Genomic DNA, 18879 nt, shown 5'->3' with positions numbered 1-18879 from the left:
ATGCTGGCAATTCGGGTAAGTATTATGTTCAGCACCACGAACATCGCCATGTAGGTTATCCTTTTAGTGCTCATTTTCATGAAATCGGTGTCCTCCTTAAAAACTCGCTTTTGGCATCCATACCCAAGGCCTTAAGTCCATTTTCAACCGCCATCTTGTATATCTCTTTTTCGGAAATGCCGCACTTTTTAAAGTGCCTTACTTCATCGAAAAAGCCCTGGACGTGATGTACTCCTAAAGAACCGGAATCACTTCCAACAGCCACTTTCACCCCCAAACTCAATGCCTTTTTTATTGCTTTCAAATGTCCATCAAAAATCTTCCGGATGTTTTCTATCTTATCGCTGTAAAGTGCGCGGAGTTCTCCGTTTTCCAGAATATTCCCAAGAGGCGCTAGAGTCGGCACCCACACCACACCTTTTTCGGCCATCATATGCAGTTCCTCTTCCGTTAAAAAATATCCGTGCTCTATCGTATCGGCACCAGCTTCTATGGCCATTTTCACTCCCATAGGGGAATTGGCATGCACCATCACCGGCAGACCCTTTTCCTTAGCAGATTGTACCATGTAGGTCAGCTCATTTTCAGTAAAGGCAATCTCCCCCACTTTTCCGTAGCAATCAAAGTCTACAAGGCCCGTTAAAATGACTTTTAAATGGTCGGCTTTTACCTTACGTATTTCGGCAAACACGTCTTTAAAATCGTCTATCCCGCTCACGGGCTTCCCTAAAAAATTGCCGTATTTCCCTTTTTTGTAAATCGCCCACCCCGGAGACTTGTATATTATTCCGAGGGATGCCGCAATATCCCTTGCGATCTGCGAAATCCCGAGATTATCGCCGCCGTCGCGCAGCACTAAAATATTTTTCTTTTTGTATAAATTTAAGATATCTTTTATAGGCTCGTATTTTTTCTCCGTTATCAGGCAACGCCACTTTTTCGAATCCTTCCCATCTAACGAAATGTGTATATGGCAATCTACGAACATCGAATCATCCCGAGATTTTTTATTTTACCGCGTCCTTAGCAGGCCCAAGGAGCCCTTTTCTGTAAGCATTTACGTACTTCCTGCAGAATTTATCCCGCCCGGCTATAGCCTCCGCTGCAAAAAGGGCCGTCATTACATCTCTGTTAGTGGGGTCCATGATGGCAGAATCCATTCCGGCAAATACAGCGACTGTCAAGAATGCCTGGTTGATGGCCTTCCTGTAAGGCAATCCGAAGGAAACGTTGCTTAAGCCGGAGGTGACCTTTACAGTCGGAAACATCTTCTTTATGCCTTCCATGGCCTCCACAAATTTGTGCACCGCCTGGTTGTCGGTGGCAAGTGCTATAACCAGCGGGTCTATGTGTATTCTGTCAGGACTTATCCCGTATTTTTCTGCTTTTTCTACAAGGATTTTTGCTATGTTTATCCTTTTTTCCACGTCGGAGGGGATACCGTCGTTATCGCAGGTAAGCCCGATTACCTGCCATTCGGTTCCCTGTATCAGCGGGTATATGATTTCGCATTTATTCTTCTCTTCGGAAACCGAATTTATGATCCCCGGCTTTCTGGCGTACTTGAAAACCTTTTCGATAGTCCTGGGGTTGGGACTGTCGATGCAAAGCGGCTTTTCGACAGCGTCCTGTACTATCTCCATGAGCCATATCAAAGTCTCTTCTTCCTGTTCAGGAGAAGTTCCCGCACACACGTCAATATAGTCCGCCCCTGCTTCAGCCTGTTTTACGGCCAAATCGCGAATAAATGCCTCATCCCTTTCTTCAATGGCCTTTTGGACTCGCGGAATTGTCCCGTTGATTTTTTCACCAATTATTATCATCCGGCTTCCCCCTTTAAACAGATTTTTTGCTTTCTCTTGAAAAATCTTGTATATACATGTATGTGTTTCTTATTATAGGTTAGCATATTTTAAAATTTTTGTCAATGTAGTTCATTTTCAAATGTTGCGTAAATAAAAAAATATACTTTAAGTTTCCACACCATTTTTATATTTTTCATTCAATAAACTATCCGAAAAATACGATTCGGCATACAGCTTGCAGTAATCTCCCCTGTAATACGTTATCCCAAGCCCTATCGGTCTTTCCTCCCTATCGTAGAGTTTTTGTTCTACCACCATGAGCGGAAGGTCGCTATATATGTTAAGATACTTTTTGATTTCCTCGTCCGGCATCTGAGTGTAGATGATCAATTCCTTTCTTATTGCAAAAAGCGACATCTTCTTTGCGACCATTTCCGGAAAAGTCGCGTATTGAATTTCCTTCTCCACGATGGGCATTCCCTTGCAATACGGCAGGTATTTCACGTCGTAGGCCACCGGTTCCCCTTCGGTAAAAAACAGCCTCCTTATCAGGATTATCTTTTTATTTCTGGTGACCTGCAGGCTGTTTATCAACCTTTGATTGGGCAGCGTGATGCTTACTTCCAGGAGCTTCGTTTTATCAACGCTGTTAACGAGGTTTTTCATTTCGTTGTAGTAAAGAGTATAGGAGTTGTTGTCAGGCTCCCTCACGAAGCTGCCTTTTCCCGGAATGGAGTAGATGTAACCTTCGCTGGCAAGCAAAGCTAAACCTCTCCTTACCGTCATGCGGCTGGCTTTGTACGTCTTGCACAGGGTGTTTTCCGAGTAAATGGGATCTCCGGGTTTTAGTTCTCCGCTGTTTATTTTTTCTTTTATATCCTGAGCAATTTTTAAATATATCGGCAGTCGCATGGCACATCTCCCCGCTTCATTTTGATTTTAAGAGCTGCTTACATATCTTTACTCCTTCTGATGCATCATTGGTAAAACTGTCGGCACCAATATATTCGCACGCCTCCCTGGTGATGTGGTTTCCTCCCAAAATAATTTTAACGCTGTTTCTAACTCCAGCCTGCACCAGGGCTTCAACCACATCCTTCATTGACTCTACCGTAGTTGTCAGTACCCCGCTGAGCCCTACAATGTCGGGTTTATATTTAATTACACTTTTCACGAAGGCATCCTCGGGCACATCCACCCCCAGGTCTATAACTTCGAAGCCGTTCACTTCCATCAAACCCTTAAAAATGTCCTTGCCGATGTCGTGCAGGTCACCCTTTACCGTCCCTACCACTATTTTCCCTTCTATCTCATCGCTTTTCCTTTGAAACTGCGCTTTTATTTCTTCTAATTCAAGAACTTCTTTAAAAATGAGTCCGGCCATTATAAGATCTGCGATAAAATATTTCTGCTCCTCGTACAATTTCCCTACCCTTTTCACGCCCTCTTTAATGAGATCCAGCAAAAAGAGCGGGTCCATTCCGGATTTCAAGGCCTTGCTTGCTAGCTTTATAACCCTTTCCTCATCCAATTCCTCAACAGCCTTTATTATCAGATCATTTAAAGTTATGATATTCTTCATAAAATCCCTCCTTGCAAAATTATATACCTTAAATTGGCTTTCATCAATTTTTTATAAGAGGAGGAACATCAGATAATCGAACATCTCGTCATCGAGCCTCTCTAGTTTGCCCCGGGCAAAATCTGAAAGCTCCGGATAAAGCTTTTCGTACTCTTCCCGGCTGATGTAATACCTGCTTTCAAAATTCTTCAAAGCCGACGCTTTATAGTCTTCTTTTTTAAAGACCATCCCCGCTACCTCTCCCGGGTTGGTATAAACGGCATAATCCCTTACCGTTTCGGCGACGGCACACAGGTTCTCAAGTTTTATATCGCTGAGAAGAAGCGGACTTTTGTCAAAATTAAATATATATTTTCCTCCCGGCGCCAGGATGTCGACGTACCTTTTCGCTTCCTCCACGCACTCTTTTTTGGTCTTCGTTTTTAAATTCATGATGGGATAAAGGCCGGTTATTATGTGTTTTTTGCCCAACTTTTCCTTTATAAGTTTGGGATTGCCGTATTCGAACCACAAAGTGGTATCCGTGGGGAGCTCATAAAGATAATCCAGATGTCTCATCCAATCATGTTCGCAAAAAATCGTACAGCGAATCCCCATCGAGGCATATTCATCTAGCATTCTCTTAAACGTAGGCCAATATAGCTTTGCAAAGTCTTCTTCTCTTAAAAAAGGCGGCATGTGGAGGGGCAGAAAAACCTGGGAATATTTGGATATTTTTTTGGGGAGTCCTTTTTTGAATACCAGCGGGTACAGGGCTTCACAGGCCGCCGCGACTTTGCCCGGCATTTTTCTTATATCCCTGCTTATCCCCTTGAAACCTCTAAGCTGATCCGCCAAAAAATCAAAAGGGGTTTCGGTAAAACCGCAATTTTCCGAAAACAAACCTTCCGGATAGTAGCCGTACTTGTCGATCATCTTCTTTCTTATCTCAGCCGACAAGGTGAAATCCTCTTTATAGGCCAGGAGGCTCTTTGCGAAATTCAAAGCAAACCCTATAGGGTCGTCCGGATTAAAGGCTTTATATAGCCTAGGGATAACCCTTTCTACAAGGCAGTCATAAGGGTTTTTTATCAGGTAATCGTAGTCCTCCGGATACATTCCCGATACTTCCGGATGCTGAATATAACCGTTTGATGCCATCTTAAAGGATTGTGACTTTAAGATATGATAAAAGGACGGATATCTGAAAGAGCCCATAAAAACGCATACGTCGGAGTAAACCAACTCGCATATCCTATCAACCGCTTCTTCCAGCATGGCCGGATTCCAGTGAGCCTGCCTCAGGTCAAGGCCGCCAAACTGGGCTATAACTTCGAAAGGAAGATTTATATTCACCGGAACTCTTTTCGGCACCCTGTCATCGTATATATCGTGATATATGCTTATCCTCTCCTGCTGCAGCACCTTTGCGTCTTCCATTGGATGCCCACCCGCCTCGGTATATTTTAAAAATTCATTTTTATTATACAGGTTTTTGACCTTTTAGAAAACATCATATTCCTAAAAATCAAACTTGATTTTCAATATCTTTTATTTCATAATATTGTAAAGAAAAACACGAAAGCGGGGATAAATATGAAAAACACAATTATAGCCTGCCGAATGATTCACGACGAATTGCAGCAGGCAATGGACGAAATCAACTCCCAAGATCCGGTAATTTGGGTGGACTCTGGATACCACTCCGAACCCGAACGCTTAAAGGCGAAGCTTCAGGAAATTATAGACGGCCTGGAAGGCACCGACAACATAATCCTGGTTTACGGATACTGCGGCAACGCCCTCCTCGGCTTGAAGGCTACCACCGCCAATTTAATTTTCCCGAGGGTAAACGATTGCATTTCCATGCTGTTAAAATCGGAACGGCTAAAAGATGCGTATTACCTGACAAGACGCTGGATCGAAAGCCCGGCAAGTATTGTACAAGAATACAAAATCGCTTTGGAACGTTACGGTGAGGAGAGGACAAAGAAATTGTTCCGCCTGATGCTTAAAAACTACACAAAATTCATGCTCCTTGAAACCAGCACTTACGATACCGAAAAGTATTTAAAGGAAATTCAGGAGTTTGCAGAAAAGATCGGTCTGAACGTAGATAGCCAGGAAGGAGATTTGCAGTTTTTGAAGAAAATTCTGACGGGGCCGTACGACGAGAAAAATTTCGTTATAATAAAAAAAGGAGAAAAGGTTGACCTTTCTCACATTGTGAACGGTGATGAAAGAAAAGCCGCGAATTTTTAAAAGATCATTCGGGCAGGTCTTTTTTGTAATACAGTCCAATTTCGCTTCCAACATTTCCTAACCTTTCCCTGAGTTCTTTAACCTTTTTGACCTCATACCCCAGCAAATTGGATATTTCCTCATCTTTTAATCCCAAAGATACGGCGTCGAGAAATAAGTAAGGGTCGATGCCGAATTCTTTTTTTATAGTATCGGCGCTTACTCCCAGTTTGCTGAAAAAGCCGTCGTGTCTTTCCGCCCTCCTTCGAAACCTGCCGTTTCCCACAATGTCTGTTTCAAGCTGGCCTTCCTCGTCGAACCAGGCGGCTTTGACTTCCGACAGGCGGCTTATTCCCTTTTTTCTCAATTCGGAAAGCAACACCTCGACTCCCACCCCCAGAATTTCGAGATTATCCTTCACCACCCGCCCCTGGTGCACAACCACTGTAGGAAAAATCCCCGATGAAGGCGTCAATCCCAAGTCTTTGAGCGTAACGGCTTCCCTTTCCTTTTTTTTCAATATGCTGAGCTTTCCGTTGGGCTCAATCGTCGCTTCCTGGACATCGTTTATGTCCGTTATATTTTTTTCCCGGAGGAGAATTAAAAGGTCCGCTACGGTAATGCGTTCTTTTTTGAGGTTCCTTGTGATTACCTCCCCGTCTTTAACGAGAACAGTCGAAGTTCCCTGCAGAACGTTTTCCAATTTCCTGTTTTTAGTGATTATTATTGCTAAAATGTAATTTAAAACTGACATCACCACTACTGGCACTATGCCGAACCTCAAGGATATTTTAAAATCCTCCAGGGGTATGGCGATAGCAGACCCCATTATAATAATCAGTATGAGGTCGAAAGGCGAAAGTTGAGCTATGGTCCTTTTACCCATAATTCGCACGAGCACCAGGCTGACCGCAAAAAGAATCGCCGAGCGCAAGGAAAGCAGAGCGAATTCCTTTAATTGCCCGCTCACTCTTCAATCACCCTCTCCAGCCTTTCCAAACTTTTCAGCAACTTATGTAGTTTGTCCACCATCACGATACCCTCTTGAGTTTCACCGAGGGATTCCACTGCTTTTATCATGCTTTTTTGAACCTGACACATCAAGAGTTCAATGCATTCATAAACCCTTCTTTTCATGGCTTTTATAAGATTTTTTATTTCCGCCGCACTTACGCTTGAATCTTGGGTTTTCATGAAGTCGGTGATTAATGCGATTTCTCCCAGTTTTTTACTCAATTGTATATGTCCGGAAGATTTTACAAGGAGTCTCTGCAAAGCCTCGTCAAAATCTTCCTCTATGGCTTTCAAACCACTTGTCACATTGTCCAGGAGATCCTGAAAGTTTACGATAAATCCGGCCGTCTTTATCTTGGTCCTCGCCATCTCAAGCCCCCCGTTTTATCTTTGTACTTATTTATTTTGAGATTTTCCGTGTTTTTTATTCCGACTTTGCTTTTCTTTAGTTTTTTGTTATACTAAAAAAGGTCATAAATAGTACCCGCTGAGAGGTGCCAGATGATAAGGTCAGTATGCCGTAAATTAATTGCAATTTTGCTTTTGTTTATGCTCATCACAGCGGAAAGGGCAGACGCCGCACCCTCACCTTCACCGCCTTCCATAGTGGGTCTTGCGGGAGTTTTAATGGACGTAGAAACCGGACGGGTTCTTTACGAAAAAAACGCCCATCAGAAGCTCGAACCCGCCAGCACCACCAAAATTATGACTGCAGTACTCGCTCTTGAAAGAGGGAATCTATCGGATACCGTCACCATCGGAAAAGAGCCCACTTTGGTCGATGGAAGCCGCATATACCTGGAAGAAGGGGAAAGGCTTACTCTCGAGCAGCTGCTTTACGGCATGATGCTGAATTCGGGAAACGATGCCGCGGTGGCCATAGCAGAGCACATAGCGGGAAGCGTGCCCGATTTTGCGAAATTGATGAACGAAAAGGCAAAAAGCCTTGGGGCTGAAAACACCAATTTCGTAAATCCAAGCGGGCTGCCAGATAAAAACCATTACACTACAGCTTACGACCTGGCTTTAATTGCCCGGTATGCCCTGTTAAACCATCCTGAATTCAGGAAAATAGTAGCCACCAAAACTTTTTACATCCCATGGCAGGGCAAGGAATGGAACAGAACTCTGATAAATCACAACAAGCTTTTATGGAATTTTGAAGGTGCCGACGGGGTGAAAACCGGTTACACCCGTTCGGCCGGACAGACTATAGTGGCCTCGGCGACGAGAAACGGTTGGCAGCTTTTGGCAGTAGTCTTAAAATCCCAGGGCCGAAATATATATGCCGACGCAAAAGCTTTACTCGAGTACGGATTTAACAACTTTGAAAAAAAAGACTTAATTAAAAAAGGCGAAGTGGTTGAAAAACTTCCGGTCAGGTTCGGAACTCCCGTTGATTTAGTTACTTCGGCAGATTTTTCCGCCGTAGTCGAAAGAGGAAGTGCCCCCATAGAAATCAAAAAAAACATACCTGGCGACATTAAAGCACCCGTTGCCAAAGGCCAGGTGCTGGGAACCCTCGAATTTTACCAGGACGGAGCGAAAATCGGGAGCATACCCCTCGTAGCGGCTGCCGATGTACCCCGCAAAATTTACACCCGCTGGTGGTTCTGGCCGTCCCTTCTGATCGGACTAATTTATGTGCCTTTTCGAATATCGGTGGGCATAAAAAGGTACAGGCGCCGTCGAAACCACCATTACCTTAATTCGTATAGGTACATCCAAAAGAAGAAAAAGTGAATGTAAAAAATGGGCTTGCCCGAAAAAACCCGGACAAGCCCATTTTCTATTTTTTCAAAATGTATACATCCACCCACCTGCGTCCGAACCGGCGCGCTAGAGCCTCGGTTTCAACGAAAATGTCTATCCTGTTGCCCTGTATGGCGGAACCCGTATCTTCGGCTCTCACAAAGCCGTAACCTTCTACATATAGTCTGCTCCCCAGCGGTATCACATCGGGGTCCACCGCAACGACTCCTACCCGGGGCACCGTGCCGGTCGCAGTTCGGCTTCCGGTATGGGTATAAGCCGTAGCCAGCATCCGGAGCTTTCTAGTATATTCGAATTCCACACCTCCACGGGATGCAACCATTAGGCCTCCCTTTACGACGATTTCCGGCACGGCCGGTTTTATCGCGACCTTTTCCGTGCTTTTCTCCACCACCTTCCCATCTTCCAGCCTGATCTTCGTCACAACCTTTTCCTGGCCATCCTGACCTTTTTGCACCAGTTTTGTTTGCCCTATGGGAAGGTCATAATCTACCCGTGAAACTCTCTTATAGGGGATTTTCCGCAATTCCTCTATGACTTTTTCCTCCACCCTGACGACCTTTATGGCCACGGGGCTTTCCACGTATGTAGCCTTGGAGGGTTCAACCCTGTCTTTTTCGTTGAGCTTTATTCCTGCTCTTTTTACGATGTTTTCCACCGTATCGGGCTGGGTTTTGATTGCAAATTCTTTTCCGTCTGCGGTAATTTTCACATCAAAAGCCCGCTTTATTTGAATTACGCACCCATCGGTGAGTTTCGAAGATGCATCGGGTATGACCACGTCATTTTCCGAAACCGAAATATTCTTTTCTTTCAGCAAATCTTCGACGGTCGATTTATATGTCTTAACTTCGATTTTTTTCCCGGCATCTACGATGGTCACATTTTTCTCCCTGCTATGGTGTCCCCACAGGGCCAACGAAATTCCCGCTGCGGCGACCAGGGTGATGACCCATAGCCGAGTTTTTGTCTGCAAAAAAACTCCTCCTTACTTTATAGTGCCCCATTGAGACTCAAAAAAGTCTCTATTTATATATTAATTTTTTTATATATTATATGTCAAGTGTCCGAATACATACACAATTCAAATCATTATTTTCTTCCAGTCACCTTTTTTGAACTTCCTGCCCATCAAAAGGGCTTCTATAAAATACTGTACAACCGTGGTCACCCAGACGAATTCGAGGCTTGACCTGAACACAAATACGACGAGAAAAATCAGGGGTATCCTCACAAGCCACAAAGTTATCAAGGTAACCTGAAAAGGTCCTCTAGTATCTCCCGCTCCCCTGAGCGCCCCTGCGAGCGTCATAGAATAGGCGATGCTCACCTGCTCCAATGCGCCGATCTTCAGGCATCTTGCCGCAAGGGCCCTCACCTCCGGTATGTTCGTAAAAATACCTGTTATCTTTTCCGGTACAAGGAAAAACAAAACAGCTGTCATCCCCATGAGGATGGCCGAGAGCCTGGCAGCCTCCCAGGCGGCTTTTTCGGCGGCTTTTTAATCTTTTGCCCCCAGGCTTTGCCCAACTATCGCCGAGGCCGCCACAGAAAAACCGTACCCCGGCATAAAAGAAAGGGATTCACCGGTTACCGCCACCTGATGGGCAGCAAAAGCCATCGTTCCCAGCCTGTTTATCCAAGCGGAGGAGAGCAGCCTGCTCGCACCAAAGGAAAGTTCTTCCAGGGAAGAAGGAAGACTCAGCGAAAACAACCCGCGCATCAATTTTAAATCCGGAAGACCGGCTTTTTTGAGGTTTATAGTTATATTAGCCCGTCCGGAACCGGCATAGCCCAAAGTAACCAGAGCCGCGACGATTTGTGAAATCGTCGTAGCAAGAGCCGCCCCCTCAACTTCCATCCTCGGAAATCCGAAGTTGCCGAAAATAAAAACGTAATCCCCTGCGATATTAAGGATGTTACCTATCGCAGCCGATAACATGGGTACAACCGTGTTTCCCGCCCCTCTCAATGCACAATTAACCACATAGGTGGGCACCATGAAGGTGACAGCAAAAGCAAGGATTCTCAGGTATTTCGTTCCGAGGGCGATAACTTCGGGGTCATCGGTCAGCAGCTCAAAAATCCATTCAGCACCAAAAAAATATATTAAAGCGAGGATTACCCCCAGGCAAGCGGACATAATTAAGGCCTGCTCCGATACGTAATCGGCCCTTTTTCTATCGCCCGCACCTACGGACCTCGATACCATCGCCAAAGCTCCGTCGCCTAAAGCACCGAATACATAGGTTACGTTAAATGCTAGCTGTCCTCCTAGCCCGACAGCACTCAACGCTTCGGCACTCAAACGCCCTATCATAGCCGTATCGGCCACCCACACAACGGTGCCCAATATCATTTCAAGGATTGCCGGAACCGCCAACCTCATTATCTTTTTTCGAAGTGAGACCGTTTTTACGGCTTGTTGTACTTCTTTCATGGGAATCCTCCGCTGATGCGATTTTTGACGACCGAATTATATTATACCCTGTCGATCAGTGGTTTGCCAAGAAAGCAAAAAGCCCGCTTTCTCAGCGGGCTTTATATGGACATTAACCTTTTTGCAAGCTAAGTTTTCTCAATGCGTTCCTCAGGCGGTTGTACCCATCTTCTAAGTCTTCCTCGCTAACAGTTAGGATAGGCCTCAATCGTATTCCTTTTACCCCGGTAGTCAAAACCAGCATCTTTTCTTCAAAGCACAGCCTGTGGAATTTGTTTCTCAATTCGGCATCAGGCAGGTCGAAAGCCGCCATCAACCCTTTGTACCTCACGTTGCTCACGAGGTTCGGGAACTCATCTTCCAGCGCATGGAGGTATTTGTGGAGCACTTGTGATACGCTGTTTACATGGTCGAGCACCCTGTCTTCAATCATCACTTCCAGAATTCTCGTAGCCCTCACCATATCGACTATGTTTCCGCCCCATGTGGAGTTTATCCGGCTGCTTTCCACAAAACAATTTCTCTCGACCTCATCCACCCGGTGATTGGATAAGATTCCGCAAACCTGGGCTTTTTTGCCGAAAGCAAAGATATCCGGCTCCACTCCGAAGTGCTGGAAAGCCCACATTTTCCCGGTTATACCCATGCCGCACTGCACTTCATCAAATACCAGCATAATCTCGTGTTCGTCGCAAATTTCCCTCAAGCTTTTCAAAAATTCTGGTCTAAAATGGTTGTCTCCGCCTTCTCCCTGAATAGGTTCTATGATAATGGCGCAGATGTCGTCGGGACTTTCCGCAATGGCTTCCTTTATCTGCTTCAATGCCTCTTGTTCGGCCTTTTTGACTTCTTCCAGGTGTTTTTCGAGCGGCCATATGATCTTGGGGTTAAGTATGCGCGGCCAGTCGTTGAATTTGGTAAAATACATGTGCTTCCTCGGGTCTGCGGTATTCGTAAGGGATAAAGTGTAACCGCTTCGGCCGTGGAAAGCCTCTTTAAAGTGAATTACCTTTGTACCTTTTTGCGCGCTCTCCTTGTATCCCTTTTCTATATTTTTTCTGACCTTCCAGTCCATAGCGACTTTCAGCGCATTTTCCACGGCGAGGGTGCCGGTATCTATCAGAAAGAGATGGTCAAAACCATCTGGTGCCGCAAATTCCATGAAGGTTTTTACAAACTGAGCCATTTCAATTGTATAAATGTCCGAGTTCGCGACCTTATTTATGGCCGCTCTGAATACCCTCTCCTTGAATTCTTCATTTGCCAGTTTTGGATGATTGACCCCCAAGGGCAATGATGCAAAAAAAGTGTAAAAGTCCAGATACTCGCTGCCGTCCCTTGCATCCACTATGCGGCAACCATGCGACTTTTCCATGTCTACGACAACGGGAAAACCGTCAACCAGCATGTACTTTTCCAGGGTCGGAATGACCTCTTCGGGCTTAAGCATTTTACCACCTCTCCTTATGCATAATTATACAATACATATTATATATATTAAACACTTTATAAAAATTTTTCAACGACAAATTCAGCAATTTTCATGCCATATAAAAGTACGGTTTTGAGCCCGTTTCTCTTTAAAAAAATGCTAAAAAATATTGCATCTCGTGCAAATTTTCTTGCATCTTGCCATAATTTCCTTTTCACATTCCGCTCAAATTTACTATTTCCGAATAAATGCTATAATTAATCTTGAAGAATGTAAGAGGTGGTAAAAATGCTTGAAATGAAGGTTAAGTCCGTCGTCACAAGCCCGATGGGAGAGTATCTGATACTATTAGTAGACCAAGAGGAAAAGAAGGTGCTGCCCATTGCTATCGGACCCCTAGAGGCGAACAACATAGCCCTGCCCCTCCAGGGAATAAAACCTCCCCGCCCCTTGACCCATGACCTTTTAAAATCCGTAATTGAAAGCATGGGTGGAAAGCTTGACAAAATAATTATAACCGATATAAGGGACAACACTTACTATGCCGAAATTCACATAACCCTTGACGGCAAAAATTTAGTAATTGATTCGAGGCCCAGCGACGCCATAGCCCTGGCCTTGCGCTGCGGCGCTCCGATTTTCATGAAACCGAGGCTCGTTGAATTCACGTATGACCTGACCGATAACGAACCTAGTGAAGACTAACGAAAATTGAGCAGGTTTAACGAAAAGGTCAGGTTATCTTCTCTCAGGATGGAATAGTTGTCCCAGAAAAGGCAGCTTCCGCACAGCACCAGACTTCCCCCGGAAGGGTACGGACGTTCAGCCGCAAGTACCGGCGCCCTTTCTCCGCCGCCATCGCGGGAAGTCTCCTCTCCCCTTAGCACAACTCTAGCCTCCGAACTCAAAATCTCGACCGGAGCGCTGTACGGAAAGACCACTTTTTTTACACCATCGCTGAAAGCCTCGACTTGCGAAGTAATCACCATTCTGCAGTCGTCCGAAGCGAAATTTTCATCGTCCACCACTTCATCTTCTTTTAACCTTAGGCCGAATCTTGCGCTGACCTCATTGCATATCCTTGCCACGTTGTCCTTGTTGTTGAAATGACCGGTAAATATAACGCGTTTTCCCTGCTTCACCGCCCTCTCTATTATTTCAATCTCTCGTTCGTCAAAAGGGCGCTCGCTGTAGTTGAAGACCACCACCGGATAAGAAAACAACTCCTCGAAATCCGCCACTTCCACTATTTCGATGCCGTGTTTTTTGGTTTCCCTCTCCAGAATCGAAAAATAGTAAGAATCGCTAATGAGGAATTCGCCGTGGGAGCTGCTCCAAGCTACTTTATGCAAATCTACCCCCTCCCCAGACATATTTTTATATTAAAAAAAGGCTTTCAGAGTCATCTGAAAGCCGGAATTCCAAATTGGCGGGAGCATGTGGGAATCGAACCCACCTCGGAGGTTTTGCCCCCGACGCTGGTTTTGAAGACCAGGAGGCCCACCAGGACCTATCTGCCCCCGTACACAGAATTATAATAGCAGAAAATAATGCTTTTTTCAAGCTAGCTTTCTCCACAGCCTTAAACGTATGTGCCTAAGCGTCCACTTTGCCTGGCCCAATTCCATTGAGTAATAAGTATCAGCATCCCTAAAAGAATCCAGGCTGTCGATGACATGATCGCAGGGGGCAATGCAGACCATCCTTCATTCATACCCTTTACGGCCCATGCCAGAGGAGATAGTGCGTTCAGAGCATGTAAGAAATCAGGCAGAAATTGCGGCGGTAAGAAAAACCCCGAAAAGACAAGCAGATAGTATAAAAGCACCTCCGTTATGGAACCAACATGTTTAAATCGCAGCGAAAGCCCCAATATGGTTAACCCAACACCGATCATTCCTATCAGGCTAATAATGCCGAATATCAGCAGACTTGATGAGTGCGTCACAAGGCCTGACCAAAAGTGGTGCACCCCTACAATCAATACTGCCATCACAAAAAATATGGCAATCCAGAGGAACGAGAATAAGATCTCTGCAACAATGAGACCAAAAACTAATTGCCAGGGTCTTGCTCTCGTAGATAACACCTGCTCCAAGGTGCCTAGGTAGGCCTCTTCGATCACGGTATTCCCTAATTTCGACACGACATGGGCGCACAGATACCAAATACTAAATCCAAACAGGCGAATCACGGCCTCCGATCCTGTATGAATCGGGCTGGCGTAAAGAGTTCCGAGGAAAAAAATGAACTTAATCGCCAGCCCTACTGCAAAGTCAAGCCAATATCGCCTGTATTCTGCTTTCTTTTTAATGAAAAATGCGTAGAGCGTGTTGCCGAAGTTACGCGCCATATGAAGCACTCCTCTTCTTCATCTATGTTGCCGTCACTTGGAACTTGCAACTGCAGTCAAGAAGAGTTTTTCTAAATCTGATGCATTTGAGATTACGGCTTTAATTAGATTTCCGATGAGTGTTCCGTTCTTAATAAAAAGGAAACGCGTGCCTACAGCGTAAGCAAAATTGATGTCATGAGTAGTAATGAGAATAGCACGCCGCGAAAGGCTTTTATCTATCAAAAGAAGGCGCATGTGATGTTGCGACTCCACGTCAAGACCAAGGGTCGGCTCGTCTAGGAAGAGCAGCGGAGCATCCTTGATAAGGGCAATGGCGACACCAAGTTTTTGCTTCATTCCGCGCGATAGACTTTGTGCCAAGCAACGGGCTCTATCGGACAAACCCACCAGTTGCAGTATTGAATCTGCTCGGGAACGCACGTGTTTGGGGTCGATACCGTTAAGGAGGCCGAAATACACAAGATTTTCATAAACGGTCAAATAAGCATACGAATTATCGGCCTCCTCGAAGAGAACTGCTATCTGTTCTTTGCCATAATTGGGATCCTTTAGAATGTCACGCCCATTTAAGATTACACGGCCTCTGTCTGGCCTGACCAGGCCAAGTATACATTTGATCAAAGTTGTCTTTCCGGCACCATTTGGCCCCAACAGTATCACCCGTTCACCCGCAGAAAGGGAAAAAGAGACATCACAAAGTGCTCGTCGCCCGCCAGGGTATGTCTTTGTCAGATGATCAACAGTTAGCATATTGTGCTGCCTCCTCCGCAAAAAAATAAGAGGCCTCAAGAAGCGGCTGTAATCTTGTACGTTTTATTCATATAATCTAATACCGGCGACCCTGGTATCCTTCAAGCGCCTCGTGGCTTTTATTCCGTCCATGTATTCCAAAAGGGGCAGGGCGTACTTCCGGGTGGTCCCCAGCATGTCCCTGAACTGCGCCACGGTAAGTTCGCCGTTTTCTCTAAAAAATTCCCGCAGAAGTTCGCGGGCTCTTTCTACCCATTCCCTCGCCATATAAAGTTCCTCGCCGATCTTAACTATATCTCCCTTAGATACGAGCCAGTTCAGCACTTCCTTTACAGCGCCTGCCTCGACGCCGAATAACGCCTGAAGTTCTTCGACGCTCGGAGGAGCCCATCCCTTTTCCTTAAACTCACGAAGCAGCATATCGGCTATCTTTTTTTGTTTTTCGTCCATCCTCACGGTAAATCCCTTAAGTTGAACCGTCTTGCCCCTGCTTTCCACTATTCCTTCCTTTGCCCACATATCCAGCAAGGCTTCAAAAACTTTTCCGGCAAGGTCAAGGCGGCTCCTAAGCTCTTCTTTTGCCATACCTTCGCTCAAAGGAAATTTTTGATGGTAGTTTTCCAGGATTTCTTTTGCCCGCGCCCTCTTTTCCTCGTAAAACTTTATGTCAAACACTTCATCCTCCGTGCCCACATGTAACACCAAAACTTTTCCCTTTTCGGAAAGACTTTTAGCAGCTTCCATCAACCTTTCAAAGCTTTTCCCCGTATACGGCACCAAATCTTTGACCGGAATGTTGGGACTTCCGAAGACCGATACAAACCCTACGATAAAATCTTCAAGGCCTCCTTCTTTTGCCTTTTTCAAAGCCTCCAAGGCCTTATCCTTCAACGCTCTCTTTAATCTTGGAGGGTTGACGAAGAGAACCTGTCCGCCTCCTATGGTGTAGACGGGAGAATAACTCCTGACCACATAGTAATCTCCATAAACGACCGCAACGGGTTCTTCAAAATCAACGATTGCAAAGGTTTCCATCCCGGGGAGGAGCTCATCGCCCTCTACGAGACTTATCCTAGCCATAACCTCGCCGGTCCCCGCATGAAATCTGACCCTTTCTCGGTTTTTCAAGGCCTTCGGCGAGTCTTTAAGGAGCTTAAACCAGACGGCGGCCCTGTTTACCGGCATCATAGCCTTTACCTTCGAAACCACATCGCCTCTTGATATGTCTTCCGGCTTCACGTCGCTTAAATTCACCGCCGTTCTCTGGCCGGCATAAGCCGACTCTTTGCTCTCCCCGTGGACTTCTATGGACCTGACTTTCGAAAGGAGCCCTTTTGGGAAGATTTCCACCGTTTCCCCTACACTTATGCGGCCGCATATAAGGCTTCCGGTCACCACGGTACCTATCCCCGGAATTGAAAAAGCCCTGTCTACTGGAAGGCGAAAGGGCGAATCTAAGTCTCTTTCGTAACTTTCGGCGGTCATCCTGTCGATTAATTCAACAAGTTCCTTTATTCCCTCTCCCGTTACGGCTGATACGAAGATCATGGGTGAATTTTCCAAAAAGGTTCCCTTCAGTTCCTTCTGGATATCCTCTTTTACCATTTCGAGCCATTCTTCGTCCACCAGGTCCTTTTTGGTCACCACAACTATGCCCTTTTTTATATTGAGAAGCTGAAGAATATTAAGGTGCTCCCTGGTCTGGGGCATCACACCTTCGTCGGCTGCAATAACCAGCAGCACCAGGTCTATCCCGCCTGCCCCTGCCAGCATATTCTTCACGAATTTCTCGTGACCGGGCACGTCGACTATTCCTACTTTCCGGCCGCTCGGCAGCAAAAGATGGGCAAAACCCAGGTCAATTGTAATACCCCTTTCTTTTTCTTCCTTCAACCTGTCGGTATCTATGCCCGTCATTGCCTTTATCAGTGTGGTTTTTCCGTGATCTATGTGGCCTGCCGTGCCGATTATCACACCACTCATAGCACGCTCCCCACCATTTCTGGTATAACTTTTAAGTCATCCTCCGATAGGGTTCTGATATCCAAAAGGAATTTGTCCTTTTTTATCCTGCCTATTACCGGAATCCTGGCCGACCTCAGCCTTTTTGCCAGGTCATCGGGGCTTAATGTTCGAATCGCTATCGCAACGACTTTCGTCGGAAGTTCAACGCCCGGGAGGGAACCTCCTCCCACCGCAGAAGCGTCATCCATAATCTCTATCGCCCCCTCGTCGAGAACTACTTTTTTGAGTTCTCCGGCCAGTTTTTTGGCAGTCTTTTCCATTTCTTCGGGGGACTTTAAAAGCATCTTTAAAACGGGAATCTTTTCGTAATCCTCATTCCTGTAAATTTTTAAAACCGCCTCAAGGGCACTTAAAGTGAGCTTATCTATTCTAAGGGCCCGCGTGAGGGGGTGACGCTTTATTTTTTCTATATATTCCTTCTTCCCCAGGATAATACCAGCCTGAGGGCCGCCAAGGAGTTTGTCGCCGCTGAAGGTAACTATGTCAGCTCCCGCCTTAACCGAACTCTGAACCGTGGGTTCAGGAGGCAGTCCGAATTTCGCAAGGTCGATTAAAACTCCGCTTCCCAAATCCTCCATCACGGGTATACCGTACTTCAGCCCCAAAGATTTCAGATCCTCAATTTTCACTTCGGACCAGAAGCCTACGAATTTAAAATTGCTGGTGTGGACCTTCAAAAGCAATGCGGTATTGTCGTTAATGGCCCTCTCGTAATCGGCGATCCGCGTTTTGTTGGTGGTCCCCACTTCCACTAAAGTGGCACCGCTCTGGGCCATGACATCGGGTACCCTGAAGCTGCCACCTATTTCCACCAGCTGCCCCCTGGATATTACAACTTCCCTGCCGGAAGCAAGGGCCGAAAGCGCCAGCAGTACCGCACCGGCGTTATTGTTTACGACCATCGCATCTTCGGCGCCGGTTATGTCGCACAAAAGCCCCCGGACATGGTCATATCGCTCCCCCCTTTTCCCCTCTTCCAGATCAAACTCAAGGTTCGAGTATCCGCGAGCCACATCGACAATATTCTTCAAGGCTTCCTCCGGCAGCGGCGCCCTGCCCAGGTTGGTGTGCAGCACCACACCGGTGGCGTTTATAACCTTTTTCAGGCTGTAAGAACCGTACCTGGAGGCGAGCTTCACTGTCCTTTCCAGAGCTTCTCTTTTGAAGTCCTCTTCATCTGCCTGGATTTCAAACCCCATTTCAAGGGACCTTTCAATCAAACGCCTGACTTCCTCTATTCCTTCCCTTACGGCGCTCAAAACCAGCTGTCTTCCGTATTGCTGCTCGAGCACTTTTATGGAATCTTCTTCCATAAGCTCGCTTACCTTCGGTAATTTCCTTAAGACCTCTCTTTTATCCAACCAAAGAACCTGGTTCAAAAAACTTGACTGTTTTTATCTCCAGCCAAGCCGGCCCCCAGACCAGGCTTTCGCCTCCTTCCCGGATATTTGATTTGCCCTCCGAGGGGCAGGGCGACAGGGG

Annotated in this window: 17 protein-coding genes, 1 tRNA gene and 1 pseudogene; 3 read left to right on the top strand and 16 right to left on the bottom strand. The window is 46.0% G+C overall.

Annotated elements, in window-relative coordinates; genetic code table 11:
- Positions 1 to 76 precede the first annotated feature (76 nt).
- The 5 genes from AN618_RS10480 to AN618_RS10460 all read right to left on the bottom strand — a co-directional run bounded on the left by AN618_RS10480 (position 77) and on the right by AN618_RS10460 (position 4806).
- Positions 77 to 988, bottom strand: a complete 912-nt coding sequence (locus tag AN618_RS10480; RefSeq protein ID WP_066354745.1) for an amidohydrolase family protein — start codon at positions 986 to 988, stop codon at positions 77 to 79.
- Between the two features lie 19 nt (positions 989 to 1007).
- Positions 1008 to 1823 (bottom strand): methyltetrahydrofolate cobalamin methyltransferase, encoded by an 816-nt coding sequence (locus AN618_RS10475; RefSeq protein ID WP_066354744.1) that lies wholly within the window; start codon positions 1821 to 1823, stop codon positions 1008 to 1010.
- Between the two features lie 147 nt (positions 1824 to 1970).
- A complete protein-coding gene (locus tag AN618_RS10470) occupies positions 1971 to 2717 on the bottom strand; it encodes a GntR family transcriptional regulator (protein ID WP_066354743.1) in 747 nt (248 codons plus the stop codon).
- 16 nt (positions 2718 to 2733) lie between these two features.
- Positions 2734 to 3387 (bottom strand): cobalamin B12-binding domain-containing protein, encoded by a 654-nt coding sequence (locus AN618_RS10465; protein WP_066354742.1) that lies wholly within the window; start codon positions 3385 to 3387, stop codon positions 2734 to 2736.
- 51 nt (positions 3388 to 3438) lie between these two features.
- Positions 3439 to 4806, bottom strand: a complete 1368-nt coding sequence (locus AN618_RS10460; protein WP_066354740.1) for a uroporphyrinogen decarboxylase/cobalamine-independent methonine synthase family protein — start codon at positions 4804 to 4806, stop codon at positions 3439 to 3441.
- A 156-nt stretch (positions 4807 to 4962) separates the two neighbouring features.
- On the opposite strand from AN618_RS10460, the gene AN618_RS10455 reads away from it, so the two are divergent.
- Positions 4963 to 5628, top strand: coding sequence for a DUF1638 domain-containing protein (locus tag AN618_RS10455; protein WP_066354738.1), 666 nt, complete (start codon positions 4963 to 4965; stop codon positions 5626 to 5628).
- Between the two features lie 4 nt (positions 5629 to 5632).
- On the opposite strand, the gene AN618_RS10450 is transcribed toward AN618_RS10455, so the two are convergent.
- On the bottom strand, positions 5633 to 6577 hold the full coding sequence (locus AN618_RS10450) for a YetF domain-containing protein (RefSeq protein ID WP_066354737.1): 945 nt from the start codon (positions 6575 to 6577) through the stop codon (positions 5633 to 5635).
- Complete coding sequence (locus tag AN618_RS10445) at positions 6574 to 6990, bottom strand: hypothetical protein (RefSeq protein WP_066354736.1); 417 nt, start codon at positions 6988 to 6990, stop codon at positions 6574 to 6576. The genes AN618_RS10450 and AN618_RS10445 overlap by 4 nt, the downstream gene beginning before the upstream one ends.
- 132 nt (positions 6991 to 7122) lie before the next feature.
- On the opposite strand from AN618_RS10445, the gene AN618_RS10440 reads away from it, so the two are divergent.
- Positions 7123 to 8364, top strand: coding sequence for a D-alanyl-D-alanine carboxypeptidase family protein (locus AN618_RS10440; RefSeq protein ID WP_066354733.1), 1242 nt, complete (start codon positions 7123 to 7125; stop codon positions 8362 to 8364).
- Between the two features lie 46 nt (positions 8365 to 8410).
- On the opposite strand, the gene AN618_RS13910 is transcribed toward AN618_RS10440, so the two are convergent.
- From AN618_RS13910 to lat, 3 genes and pseudogenes are all read right to left on the bottom strand, one after another.
- Positions 8411 to 9370: a resuscitation-promoting factor gene (locus tag AN618_RS13910; RefSeq protein WP_187694921.1), complete on the bottom strand. Its 960-nt coding sequence runs from the start codon at positions 9368 to 9370 to the stop codon at positions 8411 to 8413.
- A gap of 108 nt (positions 9371 to 9478) precedes the next feature.
- Positions 9479 to 10783: pseudogene (locus AN618_RS10430) on the bottom strand (MATE family efflux transporter).
- A 163-nt stretch (positions 10784 to 10946) separates the two neighbouring features.
- Positions 10947 to 12284, bottom strand: a complete 1338-nt coding sequence (gene lat, locus AN618_RS10425) for an L-lysine 6-transaminase (RefSeq protein WP_066354732.1) — start codon at positions 12282 to 12284, stop codon at positions 10947 to 10949.
- Positions 12285 to 12554: 270 nt separating this feature from the next.
- Between lat and AN618_RS10420 the strand changes: the two genes are divergently transcribed.
- The gene (locus AN618_RS10420; protein WP_066354731.1) at positions 12555 to 12971 is read left to right on the top strand and encodes a bifunctional nuclease family protein; all 417 of its coding nucleotides are present in this window, start codon (positions 12555 to 12557) and stop codon (positions 12969 to 12971) included.
- Here AN618_RS10420 and AN618_RS10415 read toward each other — a convergent pair.
- The 6 genes from AN618_RS10415 to selA form a co-directional block, all read right to left on the bottom strand.
- Positions 12968 to 13618, bottom strand: a complete 651-nt coding sequence (locus AN618_RS10415) for a DUF4350 domain-containing protein (protein ID WP_066354730.1) — start codon at positions 13616 to 13618, stop codon at positions 12968 to 12970. The two genes, AN618_RS10420 and AN618_RS10415, sit on opposite strands and share 4 nt — an antisense overlap.
- A 75-nt stretch (positions 13619 to 13693) precedes the next feature.
- Positions 13694 to 13788 (bottom strand) — tRNA-Sec (locus tag AN618_RS10410).
- 60 nt (positions 13789 to 13848) lie between these two features.
- Positions 13849 to 14619 carry an ABC transporter permease gene (locus AN618_RS10405; protein WP_066354728.1) on the bottom strand — a complete coding sequence of 257 codons (771 nt, stop codon included), beginning with the start codon at positions 14617 to 14619 and terminating at the stop codon, positions 13849 to 13851.
- 33 nt (positions 14620 to 14652) lie between these two features.
- Positions 14653 to 15372 (bottom strand): ABC transporter ATP-binding protein, encoded by a 720-nt coding sequence (locus AN618_RS10400; RefSeq protein WP_066354725.1) that lies wholly within the window; start codon positions 15370 to 15372, stop codon positions 14653 to 14655.
- 63 nt (positions 15373 to 15435) lie between these two features.
- On the bottom strand, positions 15436 to 17355 hold the full coding sequence (gene selB, locus AN618_RS10395) for a selenocysteine-specific translation elongation factor (protein ID WP_066354724.1): 1920 nt from the start codon (positions 17353 to 17355) through the stop codon (positions 15436 to 15438).
- On the bottom strand, positions 17352 to 18758 hold the full coding sequence (gene selA, locus AN618_RS10390) for an L-seryl-tRNA(Sec) selenium transferase (protein WP_066354722.1): 1407 nt from the start codon (positions 18756 to 18758) through the stop codon (positions 17352 to 17354). The genes selB and selA overlap by 4 nt, the downstream gene beginning before the upstream one ends.
- Between the last annotated feature and the right edge of the window lie 121 nt (positions 18759 to 18879).

It is taken from the genome of Fervidicola ferrireducens (genome assembly GCF_001562425.1).
GTDB lineage: Bacteria > Bacillota > Thermosediminibacteria > Thermosediminibacterales > Thermosediminibacteraceae > Fervidicola > Fervidicola ferrireducens.
This window is presented reverse-complemented; position numbering and strand designations above follow the sequence as displayed.

What these genes read in the sequence shown, in the direction of transcription:
- selB (WP_066354724.1), bottom strand. Translation starts at nt 17,355, where the DNA reads ATGAGTGGTGTGATAATCGGCACGGCAGGCCACATAGATCACGGAAAA.
- AN618_RS10480 (WP_066354745.1), bottom strand. Translation starts at nt 988, where the DNA reads ATGTTCGTAGATTGCCATATACACATTTCGTTAGATGGGAAGGATTCG.
- AN618_RS10445 (WP_066354736.1), bottom strand. Translation starts at nt 6,990, where the DNA reads ATGGCGAGGACCAAGATAAAGACGGCCGGATTTATCGTAAACTTTCAG.
- AN618_RS10470 (WP_066354743.1), bottom strand. Translation starts at nt 2,717, where the DNA reads ATGCGACTGCCGATATATTTAAAAATTGCTCAGGATATAAAAGAAAAA.
- lat (WP_066354732.1), bottom strand. Translation starts at nt 12,284, where the DNA reads ATGCTTAAGCCCGAAGAGGTCATTCCGACCCTGGAAAAGTACATGCTG.
- AN618_RS10465 (WP_066354742.1), bottom strand. Translation starts at nt 3,387, where the DNA reads ATGAAGAATATCATAACTTTAAATGATCTGATAATAAAGGCTGTTGAG.
- AN618_RS10405 (WP_066354728.1), bottom strand. Translation starts at nt 14,619, where the DNA reads ATGGCGCGTAACTTCGGCAACACGCTCTACGCATTTTTCATTAAAAAG.
- AN618_RS10460 (WP_066354740.1), bottom strand. Translation starts at nt 4,806, where the DNA reads ATGGAAGACGCAAAGGTGCTGCAGCAGGAGAGGATAAGCATATATCAC.
- AN618_RS10440 (WP_066354733.1), top strand. Translation starts at nt 7,123, where the DNA reads ATGATAAGGTCAGTATGCCGTAAATTAATTGCAATTTTGCTTTTGTTT.
- AN618_RS10475 (WP_066354744.1), bottom strand. Translation starts at nt 1,823, where the DNA reads ATGATAATAATTGGTGAAAAAATCAACGGGACAATTCCGCGAGTCCAA.
- AN618_RS10455 (WP_066354738.1), top strand. Translation starts at nt 4,963, where the DNA reads ATGAAAAACACAATTATAGCCTGCCGAATGATTCACGACGAATTGCAG.
- AN618_RS10400 (WP_066354725.1), bottom strand. Translation starts at nt 15,372, where the DNA reads ATGCTAACTGTTGATCATCTGACAAAGACATACCCTGGCGGGCGACGA.
- AN618_RS10420 (WP_066354731.1), top strand. Translation starts at nt 12,555, where the DNA reads ATGCTTGAAATGAAGGTTAAGTCCGTCGTCACAAGCCCGATGGGAGAG.